Source organism: Roseobacter litoralis Och 149, assembly GCF_000154785.2.
GTDB classification, from domain to species: Bacteria; Pseudomonadota; Alphaproteobacteria; order Rhodobacterales; family Rhodobacteraceae; genus Roseobacter; species Roseobacter litoralis.
In genome coordinates, this window is record NC_015730.1 from 1,730,737 (window position 1) to 1,755,268 (window position 24,532).

The window sequence follows — 24,532 nt, forward strand, 5'->3', positions numbered from 1 at the left end:
TCGTGGATCGCCTGATCAGTCTCACACCTATGGTCATCAGTACGACGTGTCATAAAAGGTTCACTTTCCAGAAGTCATTAATTCATATATTCGTGAACTATGGAATTAATGATCCCCAACCGACTCTCGATACTCGGCCACCCGCAACGGCTGGCGCTGTTTCGTTTGCTCATGCGGCGCTATCCTGATCACGTTCCGGCGACGGAACTGGCCAAGGCGCTCGGGCTAAAGCGGAATACGCTGTCGAACTATGTGAACGCCCTGATGCAAGCGGGGCTGATCCGTCAAGAGCGTGTAGGCACGTCCTTGCGGTATGCCATCGACATGGATGCCGCGCGCGAGACTTTTGACTATCTCTTCCACGACTGTTGCCGGGGCAGGCCTGAAATTTGTGTGGCGAATGCATATTTGGCCCCTGATAAAGACGAACCAGTTACGGATCGCAGATATAACGTACTATTCATATGCACTGGCAATTCTGTGCGGTCCATCTTTGCGGAATCTCTCTTGCGCGACCTCGCGGCGGATCTATTTACGGCCTGCTCGGCAGGCACCAAGCCGCGCTCGGAACTGAACCCGTCTGCACTCAAGGTGCTGGAACAAAAGGGGCATGATGTATCGCTTCTTCGTTCCAAACACATTTCCGAGTTCCAAGGGTCGGACGCCCCGGATTTCGATTTCGTCTTCACCGTCTGCAATCAGGCAGCAAATGAAGAATGCCCCTCCTGGCCCGGCCAGCCCATCAGCGCACATTGGGGGCTGCCTGATCCGGCGACGGTTGTGGGTTCAGATGCAGAAAAAAGCCTCGCCTTTCACCATGCCTACGCCGCGCTGCGCAACCGCATGATCGCTTTTGCTGCCTTGCCTGTTGCGTCATTGGACCGTTTGGCGTTGCAGCAAGCTGTCGACGGGATCGGCCAATCTACTGACAAAGGATCAAAGATATGACTGTCTACGCACTCAACGGCCTTGGCCGGATTGGCAAGCTGGCCTTGAAACCGCTGCTGGAACGAGGGGCTGAAATCGCATGGATCAACGATGCGGCGGGTGATCCGGAGATGCACGCCCATCTTTTGGAATTTGACACCGTCCATGGCCACTGGAAGGCCGATTTCGCCCATGCTTCTGACAGCGTGACAATCGACGGTCAGCGCCTGCCGTTCATCGGTACAGGCGACATCGCCGCGCTGCCACTGGAGGGCGTCGATTTGGTGATTGATTGCACGGGCGTGTTCAAGACAGAGGCGAAAATAGCTCCCTATTTCGACGCAGGGGTGCAGAAAGTCGTTGTATCGGCGCCGGTCAAGGACGGGGATGCTGCCAATATCGTCTACGGGGTCAATCACGATATCTATGCGCCGGAGCGTCACCGTATCGTGACCGCAGCCAGTTGCACGACCAATTGTCTGGCACCGGTTGTAAAGGTCATTCACGATACCCTGCGGATCAAACATGGTTCCATCACGACGATCCACAATGTGACCAACACGCAGATCATTGTGGACCGTCCGGCCAAGGATCTGCGCCGCGCGCGGTCGGCGCTGAATTCCCTCATTCCGACAACGACAGGCAGTGCGACCGCGATCACGCTGATCTATCCCGAACTGACGGGCCGCCTGAACGGTCACGCCGTCCGCGTGCCACTGCTCAATGCGTCACTGACCGATTGCGTGTTCGAAGTGGAACAACAGACCACCGCTGACGAGGTCAACGCTCTGTTCAAGGCCGCGTCAGAAGGGCCGCTGAAAGGCATCCTCGGCTATGAGGAACGCCCGCTCGTATCCACGGATTACACAAACGACGAAAGATCCAGCATCATTGATGCGCTTTCTACCATGGTGATCAATGGCACGCAGGTGAAGGTCTATGCGTGGTATGACAACGAGATGGGTTATGCGCATCGGCTGGTGGATGTGGCCTGCATGGTCGGGGATAGTCTGTGACCGAAAGCGCCACGCGCCCGAAGGGCCTGTCGGCCTATATCGCGGTCACGGCGGCCTATTGGGCATTCATGCTGACCGACGGTGCCTTGCGCATGCTGGTGCTGTTGCACTTTCACACGCTGGGATTCTCTCCGGTCCAGCTGGCTTATCTGTTTGTCCTCTATGAAATCGCCGGCGTCCTCACCAATCTGAGCGCGGGCTGGATTGCGGCGCGGTTCGGCCTGACGTCGACGCTCTATGCAGGGCTGGGGTTGCAAGTGCTGGCGTTGCTGGCCTTGGCACAGCTTGATCCGGGGTGGGCGATTGGCACATCCGTTGTTTTTGTCATGCTTGTGCAGGGTGCAAGCGGCGTGGCCAAGGACCTTGCCAAGATGTCGTCCAAATCCGCCGTCAAATTGCTCGCGCCGACACAGGATGGAGCACTCTTTCGCTGGGTGGCAATTCTGACAGGGTCCAAGAACATGGTGAAGGGTGCGGGTTTTCTGCTGGGCGCGATTTTGCTGGCGATGGTTGGATTTGTCTGGGCGGTTTTGGGCATGGCCGCGATCCTTGCCGTAATTCTGCTGGCCGTTTTGATTGCCATGCCGCCGGGCCTGCCGAAGGGGCGCAAGGGCGCGAAATTTTCGGAAGTGTTTTCAAAATCTCCCAACGTGAACTGGCTGAGCGCGGCACGGGTGTTCCTGTTCGGGGCGCGGGACGTCTGGTTCGTTGTCGGCATTCCGATCTATTTCTACGCTGTGCTCTCGGATGGCACGACTGAGGGCAACCGCGCCGCATTCTTTATGATCGGGACGTTTATGGCCCTTTGGGTCATTCTCTATGGTCTCGTTCAGGCCAACGCGCCGCGCATCTTGCGGGCGAGGGAACGGTCCGAAGCGGATCTTATTGGCGCGGCGCGCACGTGGGGCTGGGGTCTCGCCGCGGTTCCGGCGGTGCTTACACTCGCGGCGATCACCGCCACGGGGCCGCACATGTGGCTCACCGTCACGCTTGTCGCCGGGTTGCTGATCTTTGGGGCGGTCTTTGCAGTGAATTCATCGCTGCATTCCTACCTGATCTTGTCGTTTACAAAGTCAGAGCGGGTCACGATGGATGTGGGCTTTTACTACATGGCCAATGCGTGTGGACGCTTGGCTGGCACCTTGTTGTCGGGCCTGACGTATCAGGCAGGCGGTCTGGCCCTCATGCTGGGCACTGCGGCAGGCATGGTCGCGGTATCAGCGATCACGGTCGGTTTCTTAACGCCCCAGAATCGCGACAAATCATAAGCCCGCAGCACCGATGCCAAGGCAGATTGGAAGCGGTTAGCCCAAAGATTTCCTGATACGCCTCTGATCTGGCTGCCTTTTCCGAACGACGCAAGGCTAAAACCAGGTGGCATCGTGTGTCAGACCGTGCCCTCGTAGCGCTCCAGAAATTCCTCTGCACTGAGGGTGCGAAAATCATCAAGCGCGCCGCGCAGGCGGTCGTGTGGCCAATCCCACCATGCAAGCGCCATCAGCCTGTCAGCAACGCAGGGCACAAAACGGGGGCGCAGTGGAACAGCTGGAATACCTGCAACGATCATGAACGGCGGCACATCCTTGGTCACAATGGCACCGCCTGCGATAACTGCCCCATGGCCGATGTTCACTTCGGGCCGGACCTGCGCGCCATGGCCAAGCCATGTGTCATGGCCGATCACAGTGCGGCGGCTCCGCCTGTGATCGAACCAGGCGTCATCGTGCGCCGCATCGTCGAAATAATCGGCTGAGCGATAGTGAAAGTGATGCAGACTTGCTTTTTCCATCGGGTGGTCCGTCGCGCCGATCCGCACGCAGGCTGCAATGTTGGAGAACTTTCCGATGGAGGCATTGGCGATGTCGGCAAATCGGTCGCAATATGAATAGTCATCCATGTCGCAATGAGCCAAGCGGCTGCCGCGTCCGATTTCGACATATTGTCCGAATGCTGCATCTGTGATCTCGCACTCGGGATGAATGAAGGGGACATCCGGTTTCAATCTGGTCTTACTCAAAACACGCATTCCTCGCCATTCCACCAATCGGGATTATCGGTCTGCTCAATCATAAAAGCTGCCGCTCTCGCCGCGATCTTTGCTGCATCCGCGCATGGGGTCAGATCAACCTCTGCCTTACCCCGCTTCGGGATCGGCGCGCAGGAGGACAATGCCATCAGGGTGCAAATCCCCCGCTTGCTTGCGGTCATCAGGAAGCGTGTCATGCGTCCTTGCGCCCGATCAGCTTGCCGCGCAGCCAGCCTGAGAACCAGTCCATGAACATCACCATGGCGATGATCAGGACGATGTAATAGGCGACTTCCTCCCAGTCTTTCTGGGTCTGGATCGCTTGGGTCAGCATCAGGCCGATGCCGCCGCCCGTGATTGCGCCGATGATGGTGGCCGAGCGGGTGTTGGATTCCAGAAAATACAGGATTTGCGCCAACAGCACCGGCACAATCTGCGGGATGACGCCAAAGCGGTAGCGTTGCAAGGGTTTGGCCCCGGTCGAGGCGACGCCCTCGATCTGCTTTTGATCCACGTTTTCCAAAGCCTCCGAAAAGATTTTGCCAAAGGTGCCGGTATCCGTGATCAGGATTGCCAATGCGCCCGTAAGCGGGCCGGGGCCAAAGGCGCGGGCCAGAACCACCGTCCAGATCAGCGCATCGACACCGCGTACAAAATCGAACAGGCGGCGAGTGGCCGCGCGCACCAACATGAAGGGCGAAAACCGTTTGGCCGCGAGAAACCCCAGTGGCAGGGCGATGATGGCCGCCCCCATCGTGCCAAGGAAAGCCATCAGGATCGTCTCGCCAATGGCCCAGGCCACATCCTTATGCCGCCACATGGCATTGTTCCACCAGTCCGAAATCGCGCCCGAGATGTTTGATCTTGCGGGGTCTAGACGATCTGCGAACAACAGCGTGCCAAGGCTGTGACCATGATAGGGGCTGTCGAGCGTGAACCAGAACAGCTCCCATCCGGGGAAATAATTGAACACTTCGGTACGCGCGCCGGTCAGGGTGATGCGGCCTTCGGGTGTGGTGATGCCCACGCGGCGGTCGGAGGCGGAAATCCAATCGGGCAGATCATCGGGCAGGTTGGTCGTGACGGTGCGCCCCTCGGCCTGCGCCTTGATCAGTGGGAAGCCGGGAATTTCGATCTCGGTCCGGTTGTCTGGCAGGTATCGCACAATATGCGCGCGCCCCAGATCGATGATGATCGCATCATCGCCGCTCACCCAATCGGGTCTTTGACCCTCGGGGTAGCGGCCCTTGCGCTCTCCCTCGACGGCATAGGTGATCTCTCCCGATCTATTGTCCCGGGTGACATGCACCTTGTGAGACCAGCTGTCGGACGCCAGCGTCACGGCGTTTTCCATATTGGCGCGTCCGGCAAGACCCGGCAGGTCAAACGCAAAGAATATATAGACGAAATAGACGGCGATGATCGACGGGATGCCAAAGCCAATCAAGCGCTTGCGCTGAAAAAGCTTTTCGGCCTCAAACTTGGTCGCGTCCAGATCAATCGCGGTCATTGGCCTTGCCCCTCGGTCAGTCGGTTGCGGTAGCGGCTGGAAAGTTGATCAAAGAACACGATCGTTCCGAACAGAAGGATGAAAATCGCAGCGGCTTCATCAAAACGGCCGGGTCCCCAAGCCATGGAATTGCGCAGCTCATATCCCAGCCCGCCCGCGCCAACGAAGCCCAGTATGGCGGATGCACGAATGTTGATCTCGAAGCGGAGCAAAGCATAGCTCAGGTAGTTTGGCGCGACCTGTGGCAGCACGCCCAGAAGCATCCGCTGCAACCATGTGGCACCTGTGGAGGACAGCCCTTCGACAGCTTTCAGGTCGGTGTTTTCGGAGACTTCGGAAAACATCTTGGCCAGAGCGCCCGCCGTGTGGATGGCGATGGCGATCATGGCCGGCACCGGGCCGCCACCCAGTACAAAGATCAGAACCAACGCGATGACGATTTCGGGCACGGCGCGCATGATGTCTGAAATGCGGCGGAACAAGGGGATCAGACGCGGCCATTTCGCCAAGCCGCGGGTGCCCAGCAGCGACAGGAACAAACCGCCCATTGCCCCGATCAGGGTCGAGACGGCCGCGATGTTGATGGTCTCCACCAAGGCGGGAAAATACTTGGCGATCAGCGCAGGCAGATCGGCGCGTTTCTCCCACGCTTCGGACAGAACATCGGCAGGGTAGTCGCCGATCTGGTGAAGACCTTCCCAGAAACCACCGGCATTGCGATCATCCGCGACATTAAAGCCCGACACCATCAGAACGACGAAAATCAGGAGGGTGAGACCGCCATAGAGCCTGCGGCGTTGTACCTGCGCCATATAGGCAGACTGTATGTTGCCTATTGTATGCGCCGAACCGCTAAGTGATATGTCTGACATCCCGGCCCCCAAACAGAAGAATACCGGCAGCCCATGGAGGCTGCCGGATACGTTGCGAAGTGACTTAGTTGCCGATCACGGACTGGCGTGCCGCCACGATGCTCTCGTACATCGCGTGGGTGACGGGCTGGAAGCCCAGCGTATCGCCCGCAGCGACACCATACGCACATTCCGGGTCTGCTTCGTAAAGACCATCAACCAGCGCAACCATTGTGGCTTTGACCTCATCGGGCAGGGCTTGACGCAGAACAACGGGGCCTTCGGGGATCACGTTGGATTTCCAGATCTGCACCATGTCATTCATGTCGACGAGACCTGCATCAACCGCTTTGCGCAGCGCGCCGGAATTGTAGCCGTCTTCCCAGTTGCCCTGTCCATCGGCCCATGTGACGCCGCCATCGATATCGCCGTTGTTCACGGCGACGATGGTCTGCTCATGACCGCCCGTGAATTTGACTTCACCGAAGTATTCGCCGGTTTCCATAGTGATGCCGTCCTTGTACTGCGGGATCTCGATGGACGGGATAAGGTAGCCAGATGTGGAGTTTGGATCACCGAAACCGAACACTTTGCCCTCCATGTCATCCAACGATGTGACGCCGCTGTCGACACGGGCAAAGCCGATGGAATGATAGCCGACGGAGCCATCAAGATTGACCTTGATCAAAACAGGCTCAACCGCGTCCGGGTCCTGCAGGAAAGTTGCAGCATAGGAGGACGCGCCCAACCATGCCATGTCGATCGTGCCGCCCAGAAGGCCTTGAATGACGCCATTATAGTCGGCAGGTGCGAAAAGCTTGGTTTCGACGCCGAGCGCTTCGCTCGTGTAATCCGCCAGACACTGATAGCTGTTCATCCGGTCCTGCGCGTTTTCACCGCCGAGGATCCCGATGCGGAATTCGGTGATGTCTTGAGCAAAAGCGCCTGTGCTGAGTGTTGTGGAGGCGGCAAGCGCCAGTGCGAGGGTCTTTTTCATCGGTATCTCCGTGGTTTGTTGCCCGACCGCAGAGCGGCAGTTTCAGGGCGGGTTGATTTACGTGGCCTGCAGCAGATGCGCAGGCTGAAACCGGCTCAGGCGTAGGCTTTCGCTTTGGGAATGTCTGGCCTGTCCAGTGTCTCGATTTCGGTGGAAGTGGCGGCTTCGGAAAAATCTGCACCAGCCCCGTAGATGTCACGCGCGACATCGGTGGTCAGCTGCTCTGGCGTGCCGTCAAAAACGATCCGCCCGTCGCGCATCCCGATCACCCGGTCGCAATAGCGCCGCGCCGTCTCAAGCGTATGGAGGTTTGCGATGACCATGCGCCCGTCTTCCTCATGGATGCGGCGCAGGGCTTGCATGACCACTTGCGCATTCATCGGGTCAAGGCTTGCGATAGGTTCATCGGCGAGGATGATTTTCGGATCCTGCATCAAAGCGCGCGCAATCGCCACGCGTTGCTGTTGCCCACCCGATAGGGCCTCGGCCCGTTTCGCCGCCTGTTCGGCGATGCCAAGCCGGTCAAGGATTTCAATGGCGCGGTGGATGTCCGATTGCAGGTAAAGGTTGAACATTGTCGCAAAGGTCGACCGCTTGTTCAGGGTGCCATGCAGCACGTTTGACACGACATCCATGCGGGGGACGAGGTTGAATTGCTGGAAAATCATGGCGCAACGCGATTGCCAATTCCGCCGCGCAGCCCCCCGCAGCCCGGTAATCTCTTCACCTTCAAAGGTGATCGTGCCCTCAGAGGCGTTGCTGAGACAATTGACCATCCGCAAGAGCGTGGATTTGCCAGCACCGGAGCGGCCAATGATCCCGATCATGGTGGGCTTTTCGACCCGGATACTCGCGGCATCCACTGCCGTTTTATCCCCGAACCGCTTGGTCAGCTTATCAATCTTCAGCATATCGCCCCCATGTTTGATGAGGGCGTAACTGTCGGAAGCTACGGTTTGATGACGGTTTTGAGTCAGTTTCTTTACACAAAAGTAAAAGAAAAATGACACTCCCGGAACGCTGTAGGCGCAGGATATTGCAATGATTGATGCATATTGCCTTGTGGCCACAGTTACGCACAACGCTTCATAAAACTGTTACATTTTGGAAATCAGGCGATTAGAGTTCTCATATGGTTCTCCACTACGCACTCGCCTTGTCTATCTGCTTCTTCGTTCCCGCGCATGCGCAGATGAGCGACGTGACTTGTGATGACCGCACGCGCATGGCGCATATGCTGACGCATGATCTGGGTGCAGAGCGTCAGGGGAGGGGCCTGCGTGACCCTGAAACGCTGCTTGAAATCTGGGTCACCCAACGAAACGGTGACTGGATCATCGTACAGAACTACACAAACGGGACATCGTGCATTGTTGCCATGGGCGAACATTGGGAAGGCGAAATTCCCGAACCTGTCTAATTGCTGGCTTTCCTAAAGCGTCATGCGAAAAACCTGAATCACGTAATGCTGCCTGAAATCAAAGATTTCAACGCGTTACGTGATACTTGATGTTTCAGGTATTTCGTCAGACGCACTAAGCCACTCCTTGGTGACAGGCTTTCCATCCGCACAAAGGCAGGGGTGTTCAGTGCGATGTTACGCGCCTCACCAGTGGACACGAACTGCTGAACGTTGCCGGTTCCGCGTTCATCTTATTAACGAACTGCGCAAACTATGCTGCAACACCATGCATCCAGCCCTGCCCATACCTTGCGGCATATCGCGTATCAGCCATCCCGCGCCACCATTCATGTATTTGCCAGTCGAAAGTCCGCAACCGCGCAGCCAGAAGGGCGCGGCCGTGACATATTAGGCGGTCGCCATGGGAAACAGCGCCCCTTCGGCCGATCACTTTACCAGTGAACACCTCAGCCGAAGGATGTTGATCGTCGTGCCAGAATAACGGGCGATCTCTTGCGCTTTCATCACCTGCCGCGCGGCAACGTCGGACATGACAGTATAACGAATGCCACCGCACCTGTTTCAGTGTAACAAAAGTGCACTCCGGCTGCCTGTCCGGAGTGCAGCGACGCAAATAGAGGGTGCCACTCACATCCATGTCTATTCGGGGAGCGCTTTTCGTCGAATTGCGGCGGGGCGTCTTGTGCACTGCATGTGCAACGTGAAATCGCTTTCTGTCGTGCGTTCGGCGGTTATGTGGATTTGGTTGGGCCGAAGCGCGTTGGATATGGACCGTCCCAAGGATACCACTAACTCTGGCACGGGAAACAGTAATGCGTCCCGTGCCGCGCCCATCAAAAGGCCAGTGATTTGAATGTCGGCTTGGGGCACGGGCGGTCGCACGCCTTTCTTACCGCTCCCCGATCGCATCATGTTGGGCGCACGGTCCGGTAAACAGTGAAGAGCGGGCCTAGTCTGGGTTGGACCCGAGTGTCGCACAGGAGGGACTGAGCGCCATTCCGCTGCTGCTTTTCCAATGACCGCTTTAGGTCTCCATTGCGAGGTGTCTTTGCATTGAGCCCTCTCGTATACCGTCGCAGAATCGACTATCCTCGGAGCATGCCTGCAGTGCTTTCAACCTTTTGTAAGCTTCTCACACCCCTCGCATTGATTTTCGCGATGGCAGTATCAGGTTTTGCGCATAAGACGATGCAACCTTCCTTATCGCCGGGTTTTGCAGCCTACGTTGCAGCGGGTGGCTCGCTGGCAGACATCTGTAGCGGCTCAGGCGAGCAGGATGGAGCACAGGGCCAGAAGTGTGAAGCCTGCCGGTTGATCGGGGCAGCACTGGTGCCGCGAAACTGCCATGGCATCGCTCTCAAACTATCGGATCAAACGCGCATATTCACATTTATCGCCAAGCGGTTGCATCACACCCGTCCGCTTGACCCTGCACGCCTGACGCGCGCCCCACCCCAAGCCTGACCTCATCCATCAGAGTTCAATTTTTGCCCGACTTCATGCGGGCACAGAGGCTTGGAGCCAACTTATGACATCGACTGACATCAATGCGCAGCCCGAGGGCAGCGCGAACAAACTCTATTTTGCAGCGTGGCGCTGGCATTTCTATGCGGGGCTTTTCGTTTTTCCGTTTCTTGCCACACTTGCGATTACCGGTATGGCGATGCTGTGGATCGCCTGGATCGATGGGCGTGACGGGGAACGCACTGTGGTCGTTCCTCAAGAAATCCTGCAGCCTGTCTCGGTGCAGGCAGAGGCGGCAGTTGCTTCTGTCCCCGACGGCACGTTGAAGCAATACGTCGCCCCGCGCACAGATAGTGTAGCAGCCCTGTTTCGCGTAGACGCAGGTGACGACGCCATAATGGTCGCAGTCGATCCCTACACCGCGCAGGTCATTGAAACATTCCCACGCCGCAGTGGGTGGTATGACTTCGCCGACAACATCCACAGCGAATTGATGCTGGGTGTCACGGGCGACCGGATTCTGGAAACGGCAGCATCGCTGACCTTGGTCTTGATCGCCACAGGGCTTTATATGTGGTGGCCAAGAGACGCTGGTTGGCGTCGTGCATTGATCCCAAGTTTTGGCCCCGGTCGGACCTTGTGGAAATCACTGCATGGCGTTGTCGGTATCTGGCTGTCGCTGTTCCTGGTTTTCTTCCTTATTTCGGGACTGGCCTGGGCCGGTATCTGGGGCGGTAAGATAGTGCAGGCCTGGAGCCAGTTCCCGGCTGAAAAGTGGGACAACGTGCCCTTGTCGGATGAGACCCACGCAAGCATGAACCACGACCGCCGCGAGGTACCTTGGGTGCTTGAGCAGACACCAATGCCCGCATCGGGTAGTGATGTCGGGAGTGCGGGTGTGGAAAACGGCGTCGTGACGCTTGATGCGGTGGATGCGCTTGCACGCCAGATCGGGTTTGACGCCCGCTATCAACTCAACCTGCCGCAATCGCAAGACGGCGTTTGGACGCTCAGCCGGGATTCGATGAATACCGACAGCGCCGATCCGATGTCAGACCGAACGGTTCATGTCGATCAGTACACCGGCAAAATACTGGCAGATGTTCGCTTCGAGGACTACTCGCTGGCAGGTAAGGCGATGGCAGTCGGTATCGCGTTGCACATGGGCACGTTGGGATTGTGGAGCGTTCTTGCCAATTCGCTTGTCTGCTTGTCCGTCTTGTTTTTGTGCATCAGCTCCATCGTCCTTTGGTGGAAACGTCGCCCCGTCAAAGCTGGCCGTCTCGCAGCACCGCCGATGCCAAAGGAACTGCCGCTCTGGCAAGGCGCTGTCCTGGTTGGCTTGGCGGTTTCAATGGCCTTTCCTATGGCCGGTCTCGCGTTGCTGACCGTGCTCGCGATAGATGCTCTGATCTTGTCACGATTGCCCAAGCTGCGACATAGGTTGACCTGAGCCCAAAGCCGGGCACCGCTCCGTCTTGAGGGGTGCCCGGCCATTCTCGTCGAAGCTGCCGTTCGAAAGATTTCGGAAATTCTGCTGTGCGGCCCGTCGAACCTGACCTTTGCCGCGTCCGCGACATTATTCGACCATCTCTGAAAATCGACAAGAGCGTTTTCGTAAAATCAAACTGTTGTGCCACCTGATTGCAAAAGCGGGTGCACCGGTCGCGGACTTTCCTCATGAGCTTACACCTGCATGTCGGGTGCGGTGCGTTCCAGATGAGTGCCCATTGGCGCGCCCACAGGGCTGCCGTTCTGCATGACAGTTCTTCCGCGCAGGATGGTACGCACGGGCCAGCCCGTCACCTCGAACCCCTCCCATGGTGTGTAATCAGAGCCGTGATGCAGATCCTCCTGGCGAATGGGTTTGGTTATCGTCGGATCCCAGAGCGTTATGTCGGCATCCGCACCGACCATGATCGCCCCCTTGCGCGGATAAAGCCCGTAGAGACGGGCGTGATTGGTGGCGGTGATCGCAGCAAAGCGTTCAAGCGACAGACGCCCTGCCACCACGCCTTCGGAAAAGAGGATCGGCAGGCGTGTCTCGACCCCCGGAATGCCGTTTGGGATATTGCGAAAACTCTTGCGGGCGCCGGGGGCATCCTTGCCCGCCGTATCGTTGAAGCGAAAAGGACAGTGGTCTGACGAAAACAGATCAAATGTACCTTGTTCGATGCCGGCCCATATCTTCGGCCATTCATCCGCAGTACGCGGCGGGGGAGAGCAGACGTATTTCGCCCCGTCAAACCCGTCGCGATCCAGATCAGACGCAGTCAGCGTGATATACTGCGGACAGGTTTCGGCAAAAACCGTCAGTCCCCGCGCGCGGGCACGCACGATCTCCTCGGTCGCCTCGCCGTTGGAAACGTGCACGATGGTCAGCGGCACGCCCGCGATTTCGGCCAATGATATGGCGCGATGGGTCGCTTCACGCTCCACCGGGACGGGCCGCGTCGTTGCATGATGGTAGGGGCTGGTTTCACCTTTGCGCTCAGCCCGGTCGCGCAGGAATTCAATGGCGTCTTCGTTTTCGGCGTGGACCATGACCATGGCATTCTGTTCCTTTGCCACCGCCATGACTTCGAGGATCTGGCGATCTGACAGGGCAAGGCCCGCATAGGTCATGAAAACCTTGAAACTGGTATAGCCGGCCTGGATCAGCGCGGGCAGGTCCTGACCTAGCGTGACGGGGTCGGTTTGCTTGACGATCAGGTGAAAGGACACGTCGGTCATGCAGTTGCCTTCTGCCTTCTTGCGGTAGGCCGCCACTGCCTCGCGCAGGGTTTGGCCATCCTCCGGCAGGCAGAACGGCAGGATGGTCGTGTTGCCGCCGCAAGCTGCCGCGCGGGTGCCCGAGATAAAATCATCGGCCATCTCAATCCCCGGGCCTGAGGGTTGCGAGATATGCACATGGCTGTCGATCCCGCCGGGCAGGGCGATCAGGCCTGTGGCGTCGATCACCTCTGTGCCCGTCAACCCGCTGCCAAGGGTTGCGATCTGCCCTTGCGTGATGCCGATGTCGCATATTGTGGTCCCGCTCGCAGTGACGACGCGGGCCCCGGTGATGACGGTGTCATGGGTCATGTTTTTTCTCCGGCGATCACGGCAGTCAGCTCTGTGCCCAACCCGGTTGAGGTCTTGTGCAAGGGGCGGTTTGTGCGATTGTCGTAGCTGGGCGCAAGGCGCAGCAGCGCCAAAGCCTGCAAGGTCGCCGCCGCAATGGGGTCGACCAAAATACCCGGCGCATCCCACGCGATCACAGGAGCCAGTCCGGCCAGGGGCGCGCCGCCCATGATCACCACGTCCGCACCATCAAGTGCTACGGCGTCACGCGCCAGATCGATCAGGTCCTGCCTGAGTGCAGTTGCAACATTCTCGAGCGTATCCGGCGCTGTTACGGGGCACCGTACCCCTGTAAAACGGGCGCCCAACCCGGTCTGGTGCACGCAATCGGAGTACCAGCGCGACATGTGAGGCGAGAACGTCACGACCGAAAAACGCTCTCCGAGCATCGCGGCAGACATGACTGCGGCCTCGGCCATACCGACGATGGGCAGATCAAACAGTTCGCGTGCCGCTGTCAGACCGGGATCACCAAAGGCTGCGATGATGACCGCGTCCACATCGCTTTGGTGACTGGCAATGGTATCAAGCACCGCCGCGCCCGCAATCTGGGCCTCTGCGCGCGAGGAGATATAGGGAAAGCCTGTGCGGGCCGTGACGGGGACGATCTCGGCCTGCTGGCTGGCGATCTGCCGTGCGACCGTGGTCATCGCCTCTGTCATGCTTTGCGTTGTATTCGGATTGATCAGCAACAGGCGCATGTCAGGCGATCTCCTTCAGAACCGGTTCCAGCCGCCCTGCGAGGGCAATCAGTTCTGCGTCATGGCCCGCGCGTGCGATCAGTTGCAGGCCAAGCGGTCGCCCTTCGCCATCCGTGCCACAGGGGAGGGATAGGGCCGGAACACCAGCATGGTTGATCTGCGGCGTGAAGGCGGCATGGTCCCGGGGTCCTGCAGGTTTGCCACCGATCCGGGTCGGGGCGTCTTGCGTGGCGGGCCATGCCGCACAGGGTGTCGTCGGGGTGGCAATCACGCCGTAGCGATCCAGTGCAGCCCGCAGGGTTTCGCGCATCTGGTGCGAAATCTGGTGCGCCCCGGCCACGTCAACCCCGGTGAATGACAGGCCTGTTTCGATTTGTCCGGCGATCGCGGGGTCGAACAGTTCTGGTGTTTCCCGCCAGATATCGCCGTATAAATCCGCAAGACCTGCGCACTGAAGCGGCAGGATGCTATGTCCCTTGATGGTCCCGGGCCAGTCAATCTGCGCTTGCGTAACCGAGACGCCCGCGCTCTCAAGCACCCCAAGCACTTTGTCAAAATTTGCCGCCACATCTCGATCAAGTGCTTGGCCCGTGCCGAAATCCGATGAGGCGGCGATCTCCAGCATCGGGGCCGGCACAGGTTCCAGCCCGGCGAGGCTCTGCATGGCGAGGCTGATGTCCTCCATCCGGCGCGCGATGGGGCAAATGACTGAGATGCCCCAGACCGGCTCATCATGGCATGGTCCGTAGGGGATCAGATCCTGCATCGGTTTGAAACCGCACAGACCCGTATGGGCAGGCGGGCGGCGCGACGAACCACCCGCATCCGTGCCAAGCGCGAGCGGGACAATCCCTGCTGCGACCGCGGCGACGGACCCGCCCGAAGACCCGCCGGGCGTCAGGTCCGGGTTGACCGGGTTGCGCGTGATCCCCTGCAGCGGGGAGTTGGTCGCCCCTTTGCAGGCGAATTCGGAACAGGTGCTGATCCCGATGATGACGGCACCTGCCACGCGCAGGCGTCTCACCGCTTCGGCATCCTGCGGTGCGATGAAATCGGCAAACAGCCTTGAGCCTTGCGCGCAGCGCAGCCCTGCGACCCAGATATTGTCTTTTATCAGCACAGGCACGCCGGCTAGCTGCATGGTCTCTCCGGTTTGCAGCCTTTTGGATACATGCTCTGCCTCAGTAAGGGCGTGGGGATTGATCTGGCAGATAGCATTGATTGCCGGGTTGCGGTTTTCGGCCCGCGCAAGCGCTTCGCTCACAAGTGTCTTTGGCGTGACTGCGCCGGTTTGAACTGCCGCAACAAGCTGCGAGATAGGACCGTCGAGAGGGCTCATGACCGCATACCTTCGTACTGCGCCCCACCGTTGGCGGAAGCGATCCAAGTATTTTCATAACGGCAGCAGGCGGGCATATTCATAAGAGTGTCTGTACCATTTCATCAGTATCCATTGTCTTCATCCCTGGATCATCCTGTTCAGGCCAACAGTCCGGGAGCCGATGATCAGCACGATACAGGCCAACAGGATCAGCCCTGAAGAGATCGCCGCAAGGGACGGGTCCGGTTGTTCTTCGAGGTATTGCAGCATCTTGATCGGCAGTGTCTTGTTGCGCGCATCCGTGAGGAAAATCGATATCGGGTAGTTGTCCATCGACGCGAGGAAGGCAAACAATCCACCAGTGAGATAGGCGGGCGCCAGATTGGGCACCAGCACTTGCAGGATTGCGCGCGGATAGCTCAGGCCAAGGGTTCGTGCGGCATCGACAAGGCTGAAATCGAAGGCCGCCATCGAGGCCAGAAGTGTGCGCATCACGAAGGGCAGGGTGATGACGATATGACCCAGCAGCAGCGACCAATAGGCGTCCCGCAGGCCAATCTCTCGAAAGAACTGCAGCAATGCAACACCGACCACCAGCCCCGGCATCATCAGGGGCGAAACCGTAAAGGTGGCAATCGCCTCGCGTCCCTGAAACCGCCCGCGCGCAACAGCGATGGCGGCCAGCGTCCCAAGCACGAGCGAGATCATGGTCGAGACGACCGCAAGGTTGAGCGACAGCGCCACGGCGTCCCACAGCCCGAGGCGACGCTCCAGCGACTGATACCAACGCAGCGACCATTCAGGTGGCGGCAGCGTGTAGACGGCGGAGGAGGTAAAAGACGCCGCAAGGGTAATGACAATCGGCAACATCAGGAAAAAGACACAGCCCAGGGCGATAATCCAGCTCAGGCTGAGGGCAAGGCGGTCCGTTCCAGTCATTGCCGTGCCCCCAGACGGTTCGCAAGCCAGCTTGACCCCAGAACCACCGAGATCGCGATAACCAGCAGGATTGAAGATATCGTGGCCCCAAGTGCTTCATTGCGCAGGTAGAGAAACGAGCGCGCGGTGAGCATGGACAGGGTTTGCTGCCTTTCCCCCACGATGAGCGATGGGATCACATACATCGAAACGGCGAGGCTGAAGGTGAAGGCGGATCCCGCGACCACGCCGGGCAGGCTGAGCGGCAGAGTGACGTTCATGAAGCGAAAGACCGGTGTCGCCCCCAACGACGCCGCAGCCTCCGGCAGGCGGCTGTCCATCTGACGCAACACCGCGTAGATCGGCAACACCATGAAAGGCAGGAATACATTCGCAGCACCAATCACAAGCGCTGTTTCAGTGAAAAGCATGCGGATCGGTGCCTCCGTGATGCCTAGTGACATCAACGTGTCATTCAGTACGCCGCGCGTGCGAAAAAGGATCGTCCATGCAAAGGCTTTGACGACAACGCCGACAGACATCGGCAGCACCATCGCCACCAGAAACACGGACAGCCAGAACCCCTTTACCCGCGCCATGATGATCGCGGTGGGATAGGCGATGATCAGCGCCAGACCCGTGGTCAGCAGGGCCACGCGCAGGGTGCGCCACAGCACGTTCAGATTATACTCATCGCTGAAAAAAGTGACGTATTCCGCCACGGAAAACTGACCGTCGATCTGGAACGACTTGAGCAGCAGCATAAAAAGCGGCAGCGCATATATGATTGCCAGAAAGCTCAGGCCGGGCAGCGCGAGAAGCCCGATACGTTCGGCTCGGCCCGTCATGGTGCCGCTTCGTAGACGAGGGTATCGGCGGCGGCCCAGCCAAAGGTCACGCTGTCCCCTGCGGACAGTCCGCAGCCCATGCCCGGCAGTTCGCACAGCAGCCGGTCGCCGTCATTGGCGCGCCCATGCAACTGGGTTTTCGAGCCTAGGACCATTGCATCCGCAAGCGTGACGCTCACGCTGTTTTCCCCCGGCTCTGTTTTGATGAGTTCCGGGCGGACACCGACAGTTACCCGTTCTCCGGGGAGGCGTTTGCCGGGAGTCTTGATGGTGCCATAGGCGGTCCGGACGATGGATTGATCCGCGTCTGTGTCGATGACCTCCCCGGTCAGCCGCGTGGAAAGCCCGACAAAATCCATTACGAACGCACTTGCGGGCCGGGCGTATAGATCGGCTGGTGAGGCGAATTGTTCGATCCGGCCTGCGTTCATAACGGCGATGCGATCGGAGACGCCCATCGCCTCATCCTGATCATGCGTCACGAAAATCGCGGTCATGTCGCGCTCCCGCAAAAGCGTTTTCAACTCGACCTGCATGGTTTCGCGCAACTTGCGGTCCAGTGCGGAAAACGGCTCGTCCAAAAGCAACAGCACCGGATCGACAATCAGCGCGCGCGCAACGGCGACGCGTTGTTGCTGCCCTCCCGAGAGGGCGGCAACAGGGCGGTCGGCAAATTCACTCATCCGCACAAGGGCGAGCGCCTCGGTGACTTTCGGACCGCAATCGACTTTTGCCGTTCCCCGTGCGCGCAGTCCAAAGGCCACGTTCTCCGCAACCGTCAGATGCGGAAACAGCGCATAGCTTTGGAAGACGACGGAGATATTGCGCCGATGCGCAGGCACTGTGGTGATCGCGCGCCCGTCCAGCAGGACATCGCCCGTATCCGCAGGGGTCAACCCTGCGATGATGCGCAACAGCGTGGTCTTGCCACACCCCGAAGGTCCAAGCAGAGAAACCAGTTCCCCCCGTGCTACGGAAAAATGCATGTCCGACATGACCGTGGTGCCTTTGAACGCCTTGCCGACAGCAGTGACATCCAGATATTTGCCCATTCGCAGGCTCCGCGGCACTTGGGGTGGCATGGGTTCAGAGCGCCATCAACTTGTCAAAACGCTCAATCCAGTCGCGCCGGTTTGCCGCAACAAAGGACCAGTCGGGTGAATAGATCGGCACACCGTCGGGGATAATGGCACCGGCGGTGACTGTGGTATTGGCGGGCACCGAGGTCGCAAAATCCGCAATCGCCGTTTGCATCTGGGGCCCGAGCATTTCGTTGACATAGGCCTCGGCCAGTTCAGGGTTCGGACCCCCTTTGACGAGGCAGATGCCCGATGGCATGGCGAATATACCCTCGGACGGGGCAGCCAGATTAACAGGCACCCCGGTCGCCTTGCGCGGCAGCGTGTAGGACGAGAAATTACCGGCCAGCATGGTAATCTCGCCTTGCTCCAGCAGGTTAAAGGCCTGGCTCATCGTTGTGTAGACCGAGAGCAGGTTGGGTTTCAGTTCCTCCAGTTTGGCGAATGCGGCGTCGATTTCATATTGCGCCTCTGAAAAGGGTTTGCCCGACCCCAGCATGGCTGACACGAAGAGGGTCCACATGCCTTCGGTGTTCTGCAGCGATGGGATGATCAGCTGCCCCTTGGCTTCGTCGGTCCACAATTGCGCCCAGGATTGCACCCCATCTGCCTGAAATTCGGTGTTATAGGCGACCCCCGCCCATGGCTGAACGTAGTTACACCACATGCCGTCCATATGCACCGCGTCCGGGCGCAGATCGGTCATGTTGGGCACCGGTTCTGCGGTGATCGGGGTCAGCAGGTCCGCCTCGACCGCTTGTATCATGACCGGGTCGTCCATCTGAACCACCGAAAGATAGGGCGCATCCTTGTTGGACGACATCTTTTCAAGGTTCACCGAGGATTTGGTGCCCTCAAACAGGATATCCGCGCCGATAGCGGTTTTCATGTGCGGCACGACAATCTGCTCCATCCACGCTGTGTGAGACCCCGCGCAGCCAATGACCAGTTCGCTGCTTTGAGCACGCAGAATGGCGGGCGCGGCCAAAGTACCAAGTGCTGCATAGCCCGATACCTTGAGCACAGATCGGCGCGTCATCGCGGTAAATTTCGGTTGTGTCATATCAATCCCCAGTTGTTGTAATTTGGAGCATAAATGGCATGCCATTTTGACTGACGTCATGAAAATAGCGGCAGACACGGCGGTCTAATTCGCAATTGATGTAAATTTAGGCGGAATTTGGGGCTGCTGCTCAGAATGTGCCGCTCAGACGTCTGCCTCAGCCAGCAACACAGCTGCGACCGTTTCCCCGGTATGGCGCAGATGCGTTTCCCAAACCTGCGCAGCCTTGTCGGCGCTTTCATGGCGGAATGCCTGCATCAGGTCTTCGTGTTCTGCGACGGCCTGTTCCAGACGTGGCTGGTTCATAATCGCAAGATAGCGACCGCGCCGGGCACGGATCATCAGGCGGTTGTGCGTTGTGATCAGGACGGGGTTGGCGCAGGACTGGATGATGAAATCATGGATCAGCGTGTTGTGATCGAAGTAGTCATTTGTGCGGCCCGCGTGATGATATTCCAGCATCTGACCATGCAGATCTTCGAGGCGCTGAAGGGTGGACGGCGTCATGCCTTCGCAAACCCGTCTGGCTGCAAGGCTTTCCAGCACCGAGATCACATCAAAAAGAACCACAGCGTCTTCCGGCTTGTAGTCCGACACGATTGCCCCGCGGTGAAGTGTAATCTCGATCAGCCCATCCGCTTCAAGCAGCTTGAGCGCTTCCCGGATCGGTGTCCGCGAGACATCGAGTTCGGCGGACAACTGTCGCTCGACGATCCGGTCGCGTGCGGCCAGTTCACCCTTGACGATGCGGTCACGCAAAACTGCCGCGACGTGTTCTGCAACGGCTGTTGAGTTCTTTTGGACGGGCATTGGGTTTCTCAACATTTGTTTTCTCAGCCGCAATGGCACCTGTACATGCGGGAGGCATCCTGCTGCGTCAATCCCTTATGAAAACTGAACCTCGCTGCGTTACGCATTTATGCGACGCTAACGATGAAGGAAGCAAAAAGGCTGCAATCTGCACCATTCCTACGCTACGTGAGGCTATTTGGTGCCGCTTACGGCACAACATTTAGGCATAGACAGGGGTTTTTGCTCTCAAAATCGATCCCTTCGGGACGATGACTAAACTTTTCGGTGCAGGTCTGATGCCGGGCCTGCCACGACGCGTAAGTGCAAATTCAGTGAAACGAGGCGGATTCGCCGCCGAAAGCAAATCGAAATAATCCCTTCGCTTTCGGGGGCACTGGTCTGGGTGTTTCATGATTGCTCATGCGGGTCCCGGCCACTTAAACAAGTCGTGTCATGGCATAGTTCCGACGTGCAAAGAGGCGAGATGCCGCGATCCTACCGGTTTGCTGCGGATCATTCGTTTACTTTGTCCAGCCCAATGCTCATCGACACGGCGACGAGTGCGAGGATTGCCAGCAGGATCTGAACGCCTGACACCGCTGCCACGAGGGGGGTGGAGGTGTATTGTACCAGGGCGAGCAACTCTACAGGCAAGGGTCTGTCGCGGAAACCATGGGTGAAAATCGCAACCGACAGGTTGTCGAAGCCTTCGACGAAGGTGAACACAGCCCCCGCCAATATCGCCGGGAGCAGAAGCGGGAAGGTAATCGTGCGCAGGCTCTGAAAGGATGACGCACCGAGGTTTGTCGCGGCTTCTTCCAGCGCGGGGTCGAGGCGCACAAGACGGCTTTGCACCGTGCGCACCATGACGGCCATGATAAACACGGCGATGGAAACCGCCTGCAGCCAGATCGAGGGGGAGACGCCCACAAGCGCCCCGGCAAAAAGCACCGCGACCCCGAGCACGATGCCGGGCACCATATGCGGCACCAGCACGAAAACCGAAAGCGCCGTGGTGCCGCGAAACTTGCCACGTACGCAGGCGAGGGCGGTTGGCACACCGAGCACGATGCACAGCACCGTGACCATCAGACCCACCTTGAGGCTGGTCCACATGGCACCGACCAGTTCGGTCTGCTCAAAAACCTCTGCATACCAGCGCAGGGTGAAGCCTTCCGGCGGAAAGCTCACGAACGCGCGGGTGTCAAAAGAAATGATGACGACAATGATCGACGGCGCGATCAGCAGGATCAGCGAAAACACCGCGATGAAAAGGACCAAGCCGATGCCCAGAATGTCCCCGAGCGAAGAGGTGCGCAGCGCTTTGATCATGCATCCCGTCCTTTGGTCCAGCGGGTAAAGATGTTCGTCAGCATCGCGATGATCACGAGGACGATCAGGCATGTGGCCATGAGGATCAGCGAACTGACGGATCCTTTGCTCCATTCCAGTGAAAAGACGACCTGTTCGTAGATCATGGTGGCCGCGTTGAGATAATTGCCGCCGCCCAATAGCTGAGGCACGACAAACGTCGTATAACTTAGCGTAAAGACGAGGGCCGCGCCCGTGCCGATGCCCGGCGCGCTGAGCGGCAGGATCACCGTGCGCAGGGTCCCGAGCCGGGATGCGCCGAGATTGGCCGAGGCCTCCATCAGCCCACCTTCATGGCGACTCATGACAGCGATCAGCGGCAGGATCATCACGGGCAGGTGGATTTGAACCATGCCGATCAGAACTGCCCAATGCGTGTTCATGATGCGCAAGGGCTGGTCGATCAGGCCAAGGCTCATCAGGGTTGAATTCACCACACCGCGCCCGCCAAGGATCACCAGCCATGCATAGGTGCGCACGATCCCGCTGGTCAGCAGGGGCGCGATGGTCAGGATAAGGATCAGCCGCCGCGTCCACTTGCCGCCAATCAGAAACAGGTAGGCAACGGGATAGCCGAACAGCAGACAAAGCAGGGTGGTATTGATCGCCAGCACCAGTGAACGCTGAAAGGTGATCCAATAAAGCGGGTCGGTCAGCGCGTTGGTCAGATGGGAAAAAGACAGGGTTTGCGACACGATCGCGCCGCGCGCCACCTCTATGTTCGAAAACCCGAGAGACAGCAGGATCACGAATGGAACAACTGCAACGACCATCAGAACAATGATTGCGGGCACGGCGGGCCAGATGCCCCGACCGGATACCAGCTTGTCGAGAATGACTTCGCCCAGTCGCGCGTTCGGCGGAGGTTGGAAGGCTGTGGCGTCCGACATCAGACCGGATAAACCGCGCAATAGGACGGATCGATCACCGATAAGCTCACGACCTCTCCGGGTTGCAAAGGGCGCGCGCGTTCCTGCCGCATGGTGGCGATCTGTATCGTCGTCCCATCCGGTATTTCGACATGATATTCTATCAAAGCACCGACTGTCCTGTGAAATGAAACCTGTCCGCGCCAAGTGCCCTTGTCCCCCGCGGCCAGACGCAGGTTATGCGGCCTTGTCATCACTTGCACCGGCCCCGACATATCGGTGTGCGTGATCTGCCCGTCGGGCAATGCCACCTGACCGCCCGAGGCCTGCGCCTGCCAGAAATTGGACGTGCCGATAAAATCCGCGACATAGGCTGTCGCAGGATGATCAAACACAGTATCGGGCGCGGCGACCTGTTCAATCCGGCCCGCCCGCATGACTGCGATACGGTCCGACATGGTCAGCGCTTCTTCCTGATCGTGGGTCACGAAGATTGCCGTGAGCCCCAGCCGTTTGATCAACTGGCGCAGTTCCACTTGCATGGCACCGCGCAGTTTTGCGTCAAGCGCACTGAAAGGTTCATCGAGCAGGAGCACACGCGGCTGCAGGATCAGGACCCGCGCAACAGCCACGCGCTGCTGTTGACCACCAGAAAGCTGCGCGGGGTAGCGATCCGCGAAATCCGCAAGCGACACGGTTTCCAGCGCCTCGCGGACGCGCGCGTCGATCTCGCTTTGGGGCACACCTCGCATGCGCAGACCGTATCCCACGTTCCGCGCGACGGTCAGATGCGGGAAAAGCGCGTAGCTTTGGAAAACCACGCCGACAGGGCGGCGATTGACGGGCAGGTCACCGACGTCGTGGCCGTCGATCTCGATCTTGCCTTCCTCGGCGTCCCAGAACCCGGCGATGCACCGCAGCAGCGTGGTCTTGCCACAGCCCGACGCACCAAGCAGCGTGACGATTTCGCCCTCAGCAATATTCAAGGAACAGTCCTTCAGGACAGTGACCGTCCCAAAACGTTTGGAAACCGCCCCGATGCGCAGCACCGGGGCGGCAGGTTCCGATCCATCGGTCAGATCGGCCTTCTCCTGCCTCATGTCGCGGCGAACATTCGATCAAAGGATTCAACGGTCTGGCCGCGCAAGGGCGCGAAGTCAGGCCACTGCAGAGAGGTGGTCGTTGCCAGCTCTTCGGGTGTCGAAGGAACATAAGGCGCGGCCTCTGCCGGCACCTCGATGCCTTCCACGACCGTTCCGAAATAGATCGGCGCGCTGCCTGCCATCGACTGGATTTCCGGCGTCAGCAGAATGTCGGTGAATTCGTGCACAAGGTCTGCGGTGCCGTCCTGCGTGTTGACGAACTGCACGATGTTCGTAGGCAACATCAGCGGTCCTGGCCCCGTGATCTTGGTGTAGCCGATGGGCAACCCGGAGTTTGCGGCAAGTGCGGAATTGACGTGCCACAGGGGGGCCAGATCCACTTCGCCACGTTCGATCATCTGCTGCAACAGCGGCGGTGAGCGACCGACCAGCGGATCAAGTTCCATCCATTTGTTCAGCGCAAAGTCCATGTCGGACTGCGGCATCCCGAAGGCTTCGCTGGTTGCGGCAAGCACCCCGAGACCAAGGTTGGATTGCGGACGACACATGCCAATGCGCCCGGTGTAGTCGCCACTCCACAGTTCTTCCCATGTTGTGGGCGGCGTGGTGATCTTGGTCTTGTCGTAGGCGATACCGATCCCTTCGAACCAGATCGGCTGGCCGACGTCATAGCCATAGGATGGGAATTTCGGATCGACATTGGCCGTGTTTGGGATCTTCGAAAAGTCCAGTGGCACAAGGACGTCTTCGGCCAGCGCGTTGATGATCGCGGGGGACCCCATGACGCCGAGGTCATAGGGGGAATTGCCCCGTGCTGCTTTGATCTGAGCGAGCGCTTCGGACGACAGGCCGCCGATGATGCGCAAAGAAACACCGGGGTTGCGGCGGGCAAGCTCTTCGCCGGCGGCAATCAGAGGCGCATCCGAATCGTTGCCATAGCCTGTCATTACCAATTCGCGGGTGGCAGCACGTAGAATTACCGGGCTGGCCAAGGCGGTTGCGGCTGTCAGCCCTCCAACAACGCTTCTTCTGGTTAGTTTCATGTCATGTCTCCCTGTCAGGATTGCTATGCCGGATTCCCGGTCTGATGCAGTATACAACAAAACTTTCGAATGCTTTCGCAAGTTTAA

General features: G+C 58.7%; 24 protein-coding genes. 6 read left to right on the forward strand and 18 right to left on the reverse strand.

Annotated features, from left to right (window positions below; translation table 11 throughout):
- Positions 1–99 precede the first annotated feature (99 nt).
- Genes RLO149_RS08185 through arsJ form a run of 3 tightly spaced genes read left to right on the forward strand, consistent with a single transcriptional unit; the run spans position 100 to position 3,211 of the window.
- Complete coding sequence (locus RLO149_RS08185) at positions 100–948, forward strand: arsenate reductase/protein-tyrosine-phosphatase family protein (protein ID WP_044025260.1); 849 nt, start codon at positions 100–102, stop codon at positions 946–948.
- Positions 945–1,943: an ArsJ-associated glyceraldehyde-3-phosphate dehydrogenase gene (locus tag RLO149_RS08190; protein ID WP_013961612.1), complete on the forward strand. Its 999-nt coding sequence runs from the start codon at positions 945–947 to the stop codon at positions 1,941–1,943. The genes RLO149_RS08185 and RLO149_RS08190 overlap by 4 nt, the downstream gene beginning before the upstream one ends.
- Positions 1,940–3,211 (forward strand): organoarsenical effux MFS transporter ArsJ, encoded by a 1,272-nt coding sequence (arsJ, locus tag RLO149_RS08195; RefSeq protein WP_013961613.1) that lies wholly within the window; start codon positions 1,940–1,942, stop codon positions 3,209–3,211. The genes RLO149_RS08190 and arsJ overlap by 4 nt, the downstream gene beginning before the upstream one ends.
- Before the next feature lie 119 nt (positions 3,212–3,330).
- Here the strand turns inward: arsJ and RLO149_RS08200 are convergent, their stop codons facing one another.
- The 6 genes from RLO149_RS08200 to phnC form a co-directional block, all read right to left on the reverse strand.
- Positions 3,331–3,969, reverse strand: a complete 639-nt coding sequence (locus tag RLO149_RS08200; RefSeq protein WP_013961614.1) for an LbetaH domain-containing protein — start codon at positions 3,967–3,969, stop codon at positions 3,331–3,333.
- Complete coding sequence (locus RLO149_RS08205; protein ID WP_044025261.1) at positions 3,957–4,166, reverse strand: hypothetical protein; 210 nt, start codon at positions 4,164–4,166, stop codon at positions 3,957–3,959. The genes RLO149_RS08200 and RLO149_RS08205 overlap by 13 nt, the downstream gene beginning before the upstream one ends.
- The gene (gene phnE, locus RLO149_RS08210) at positions 4,163–5,479 is read right to left on the reverse strand and encodes a phosphonate ABC transporter, permease protein PhnE (protein WP_013961615.1); all 1,317 of its coding nucleotides are present in this window, start codon (positions 5,477–5,479) and stop codon (positions 4,163–4,165) included. Before phnE (RLO149_RS08210) ends, RLO149_RS08205 begins: the two co-directional genes overlap by 4 nt.
- Complete coding sequence (phnE, locus tag RLO149_RS08215) at positions 5,476–6,351, reverse strand: phosphonate ABC transporter, permease protein PhnE (protein ID WP_013961616.1); 876 nt, start codon at positions 6,349–6,351, stop codon at positions 5,476–5,478. Before phnE (RLO149_RS08215) ends, phnE (RLO149_RS08210) begins: the two co-directional genes overlap by 4 nt.
- A gap of 64 nt (positions 6,352–6,415) precedes the next feature.
- Positions 6,416–7,327, reverse strand: coding sequence for a phosphonate ABC transporter substrate-binding protein (gene phnD, locus RLO149_RS08220; RefSeq protein ID WP_013961617.1), 912 nt, complete (start codon positions 7,325–7,327; stop codon positions 6,416–6,418).
- Positions 7,328–7,422: 95 nt separating this feature from the next.
- Entirely contained in the window at positions 7,423–8,238 is an 816-nt protein-coding gene (phnC, locus tag RLO149_RS08225) for a phosphonate ABC transporter ATP-binding protein (RefSeq protein ID WP_013961618.1), read from the reverse strand.
- Positions 8,239–8,459: 221 nt separating this feature from the next.
- On the opposite strand from phnC, the gene RLO149_RS08230 reads away from it, so the two are divergent.
- The 3 genes from RLO149_RS08230 (at position 8,460) to RLO149_RS08240 (ending at position 11,667) form a co-directional block, all read left to right on the forward strand.
- Positions 8,460–8,747: a hypothetical protein gene (locus tag RLO149_RS08230; RefSeq protein ID WP_013961619.1), complete on the forward strand. Its 288-nt coding sequence runs from the start codon at positions 8,460–8,462 to the stop codon at positions 8,745–8,747.
- Positions 8,748–9,908: 1,161 nt separating this feature from the next.
- Positions 9,909–10,214 carry a hypothetical protein gene (locus RLO149_RS08235; RefSeq protein WP_148264327.1) on the forward strand — a complete coding sequence of 102 codons (306 nt, stop codon included), beginning with the start codon at positions 9,909–9,911 and terminating at the stop codon, positions 10,212–10,214.
- Between the two features lie 64 nt (positions 10,215–10,278).
- Entirely contained in the window at positions 10,279–11,667 is a 1,389-nt protein-coding gene (locus RLO149_RS08240) for a PepSY-associated TM helix domain-containing protein (protein ID WP_013961622.1), read from the forward strand.
- Between the two features lie 233 nt (positions 11,668–11,900).
- Here the strand turns inward: RLO149_RS08240 and hydA are convergent, their stop codons facing one another.
- From hydA to RLO149_RS08300, 12 genes are all read right to left on the reverse strand, one after another.
- Complete coding sequence (gene hydA / locus RLO149_RS08245) at positions 11,901–13,298, reverse strand: dihydropyrimidinase (RefSeq protein ID WP_013961623.1); 1,398 nt, start codon at positions 13,296–13,298, stop codon at positions 11,901–11,903.
- Positions 13,295–14,038, reverse strand: coding sequence for an aspartate/glutamate racemase family protein (locus RLO149_RS08250; RefSeq protein WP_013961624.1), 744 nt, complete (start codon positions 14,036–14,038; stop codon positions 13,295–13,297). Before RLO149_RS08250 ends, hydA begins: the two co-directional genes overlap by 4 nt.
- A gap of 1 nt (position 14,039) precedes the next feature.
- Positions 14,040–15,377, reverse strand: coding sequence for an amidase (locus RLO149_RS08255; protein ID WP_013961625.1), 1,338 nt, complete (start codon positions 15,375–15,377; stop codon positions 14,040–14,042).
- 120 nt (positions 15,378–15,497) lie between these two features.
- Complete coding sequence (locus RLO149_RS08260; protein WP_013961626.1) at positions 15,498–16,298, reverse strand: ABC transporter permease; 801 nt, start codon at positions 16,296–16,298, stop codon at positions 15,498–15,500.
- On the reverse strand, positions 16,295–17,125 hold the full coding sequence (locus RLO149_RS08265; protein WP_013961627.1) for an ABC transporter permease: 831 nt from the start codon (positions 17,123–17,125) through the stop codon (positions 16,295–16,297). The genes RLO149_RS08260 and RLO149_RS08265 overlap by 4 nt, the downstream gene beginning before the upstream one ends.
- Entirely contained in the window at positions 17,122–18,177 is a 1,056-nt protein-coding gene (locus RLO149_RS08270; protein WP_013961628.1) for an ABC transporter ATP-binding protein, read from the reverse strand. Before RLO149_RS08270 ends, RLO149_RS08265 begins: the two co-directional genes overlap by 4 nt.
- 34 nt (positions 18,178–18,211) lie before the next feature.
- Positions 18,212–19,267 (reverse strand): extracellular solute-binding protein, encoded by a 1,056-nt coding sequence (locus tag RLO149_RS08275; protein ID WP_013961629.1) that lies wholly within the window; start codon positions 19,265–19,267, stop codon positions 18,212–18,214.
- Between the two features lie 144 nt (positions 19,268–19,411).
- Positions 19,412–20,077 (reverse strand): GntR family transcriptional regulator, encoded by a 666-nt coding sequence (locus RLO149_RS08280; protein ID WP_245538142.1) that lies wholly within the window; start codon positions 20,075–20,077, stop codon positions 19,412–19,414.
- Between the two features lie 495 nt (positions 20,078–20,572).
- The gene (locus RLO149_RS08285; protein WP_013961631.1) at positions 20,573–21,391 is read right to left on the reverse strand and encodes an ABC transporter permease; all 819 of its coding nucleotides are present in this window, start codon (positions 21,389–21,391) and stop codon (positions 20,573–20,575) included.
- Positions 21,388–22,320, reverse strand: coding sequence for an ABC transporter permease (locus RLO149_RS08290; protein ID WP_013961632.1), 933 nt, complete (start codon positions 22,318–22,320; stop codon positions 21,388–21,390). Before RLO149_RS08290 ends, RLO149_RS08285 begins: the two co-directional genes overlap by 4 nt.
- A complete protein-coding gene (locus RLO149_RS08295) occupies positions 22,320–23,399 on the reverse strand; it encodes an ABC transporter ATP-binding protein (protein WP_013961633.1) in 1,080 nt (359 codons plus the stop codon). The genes RLO149_RS08290 and RLO149_RS08295 overlap by 1 nt, the downstream gene beginning before the upstream one ends.
- Positions 23,396–24,445, reverse strand: coding sequence for an ABC transporter substrate-binding protein (locus RLO149_RS08300; RefSeq protein WP_013961634.1), 1,050 nt, complete (start codon positions 24,443–24,445; stop codon positions 23,396–23,398). Before RLO149_RS08300 ends, RLO149_RS08295 begins: the two co-directional genes overlap by 4 nt.
- Positions 24,446–24,532: the final 87 nt, after the last annotated feature.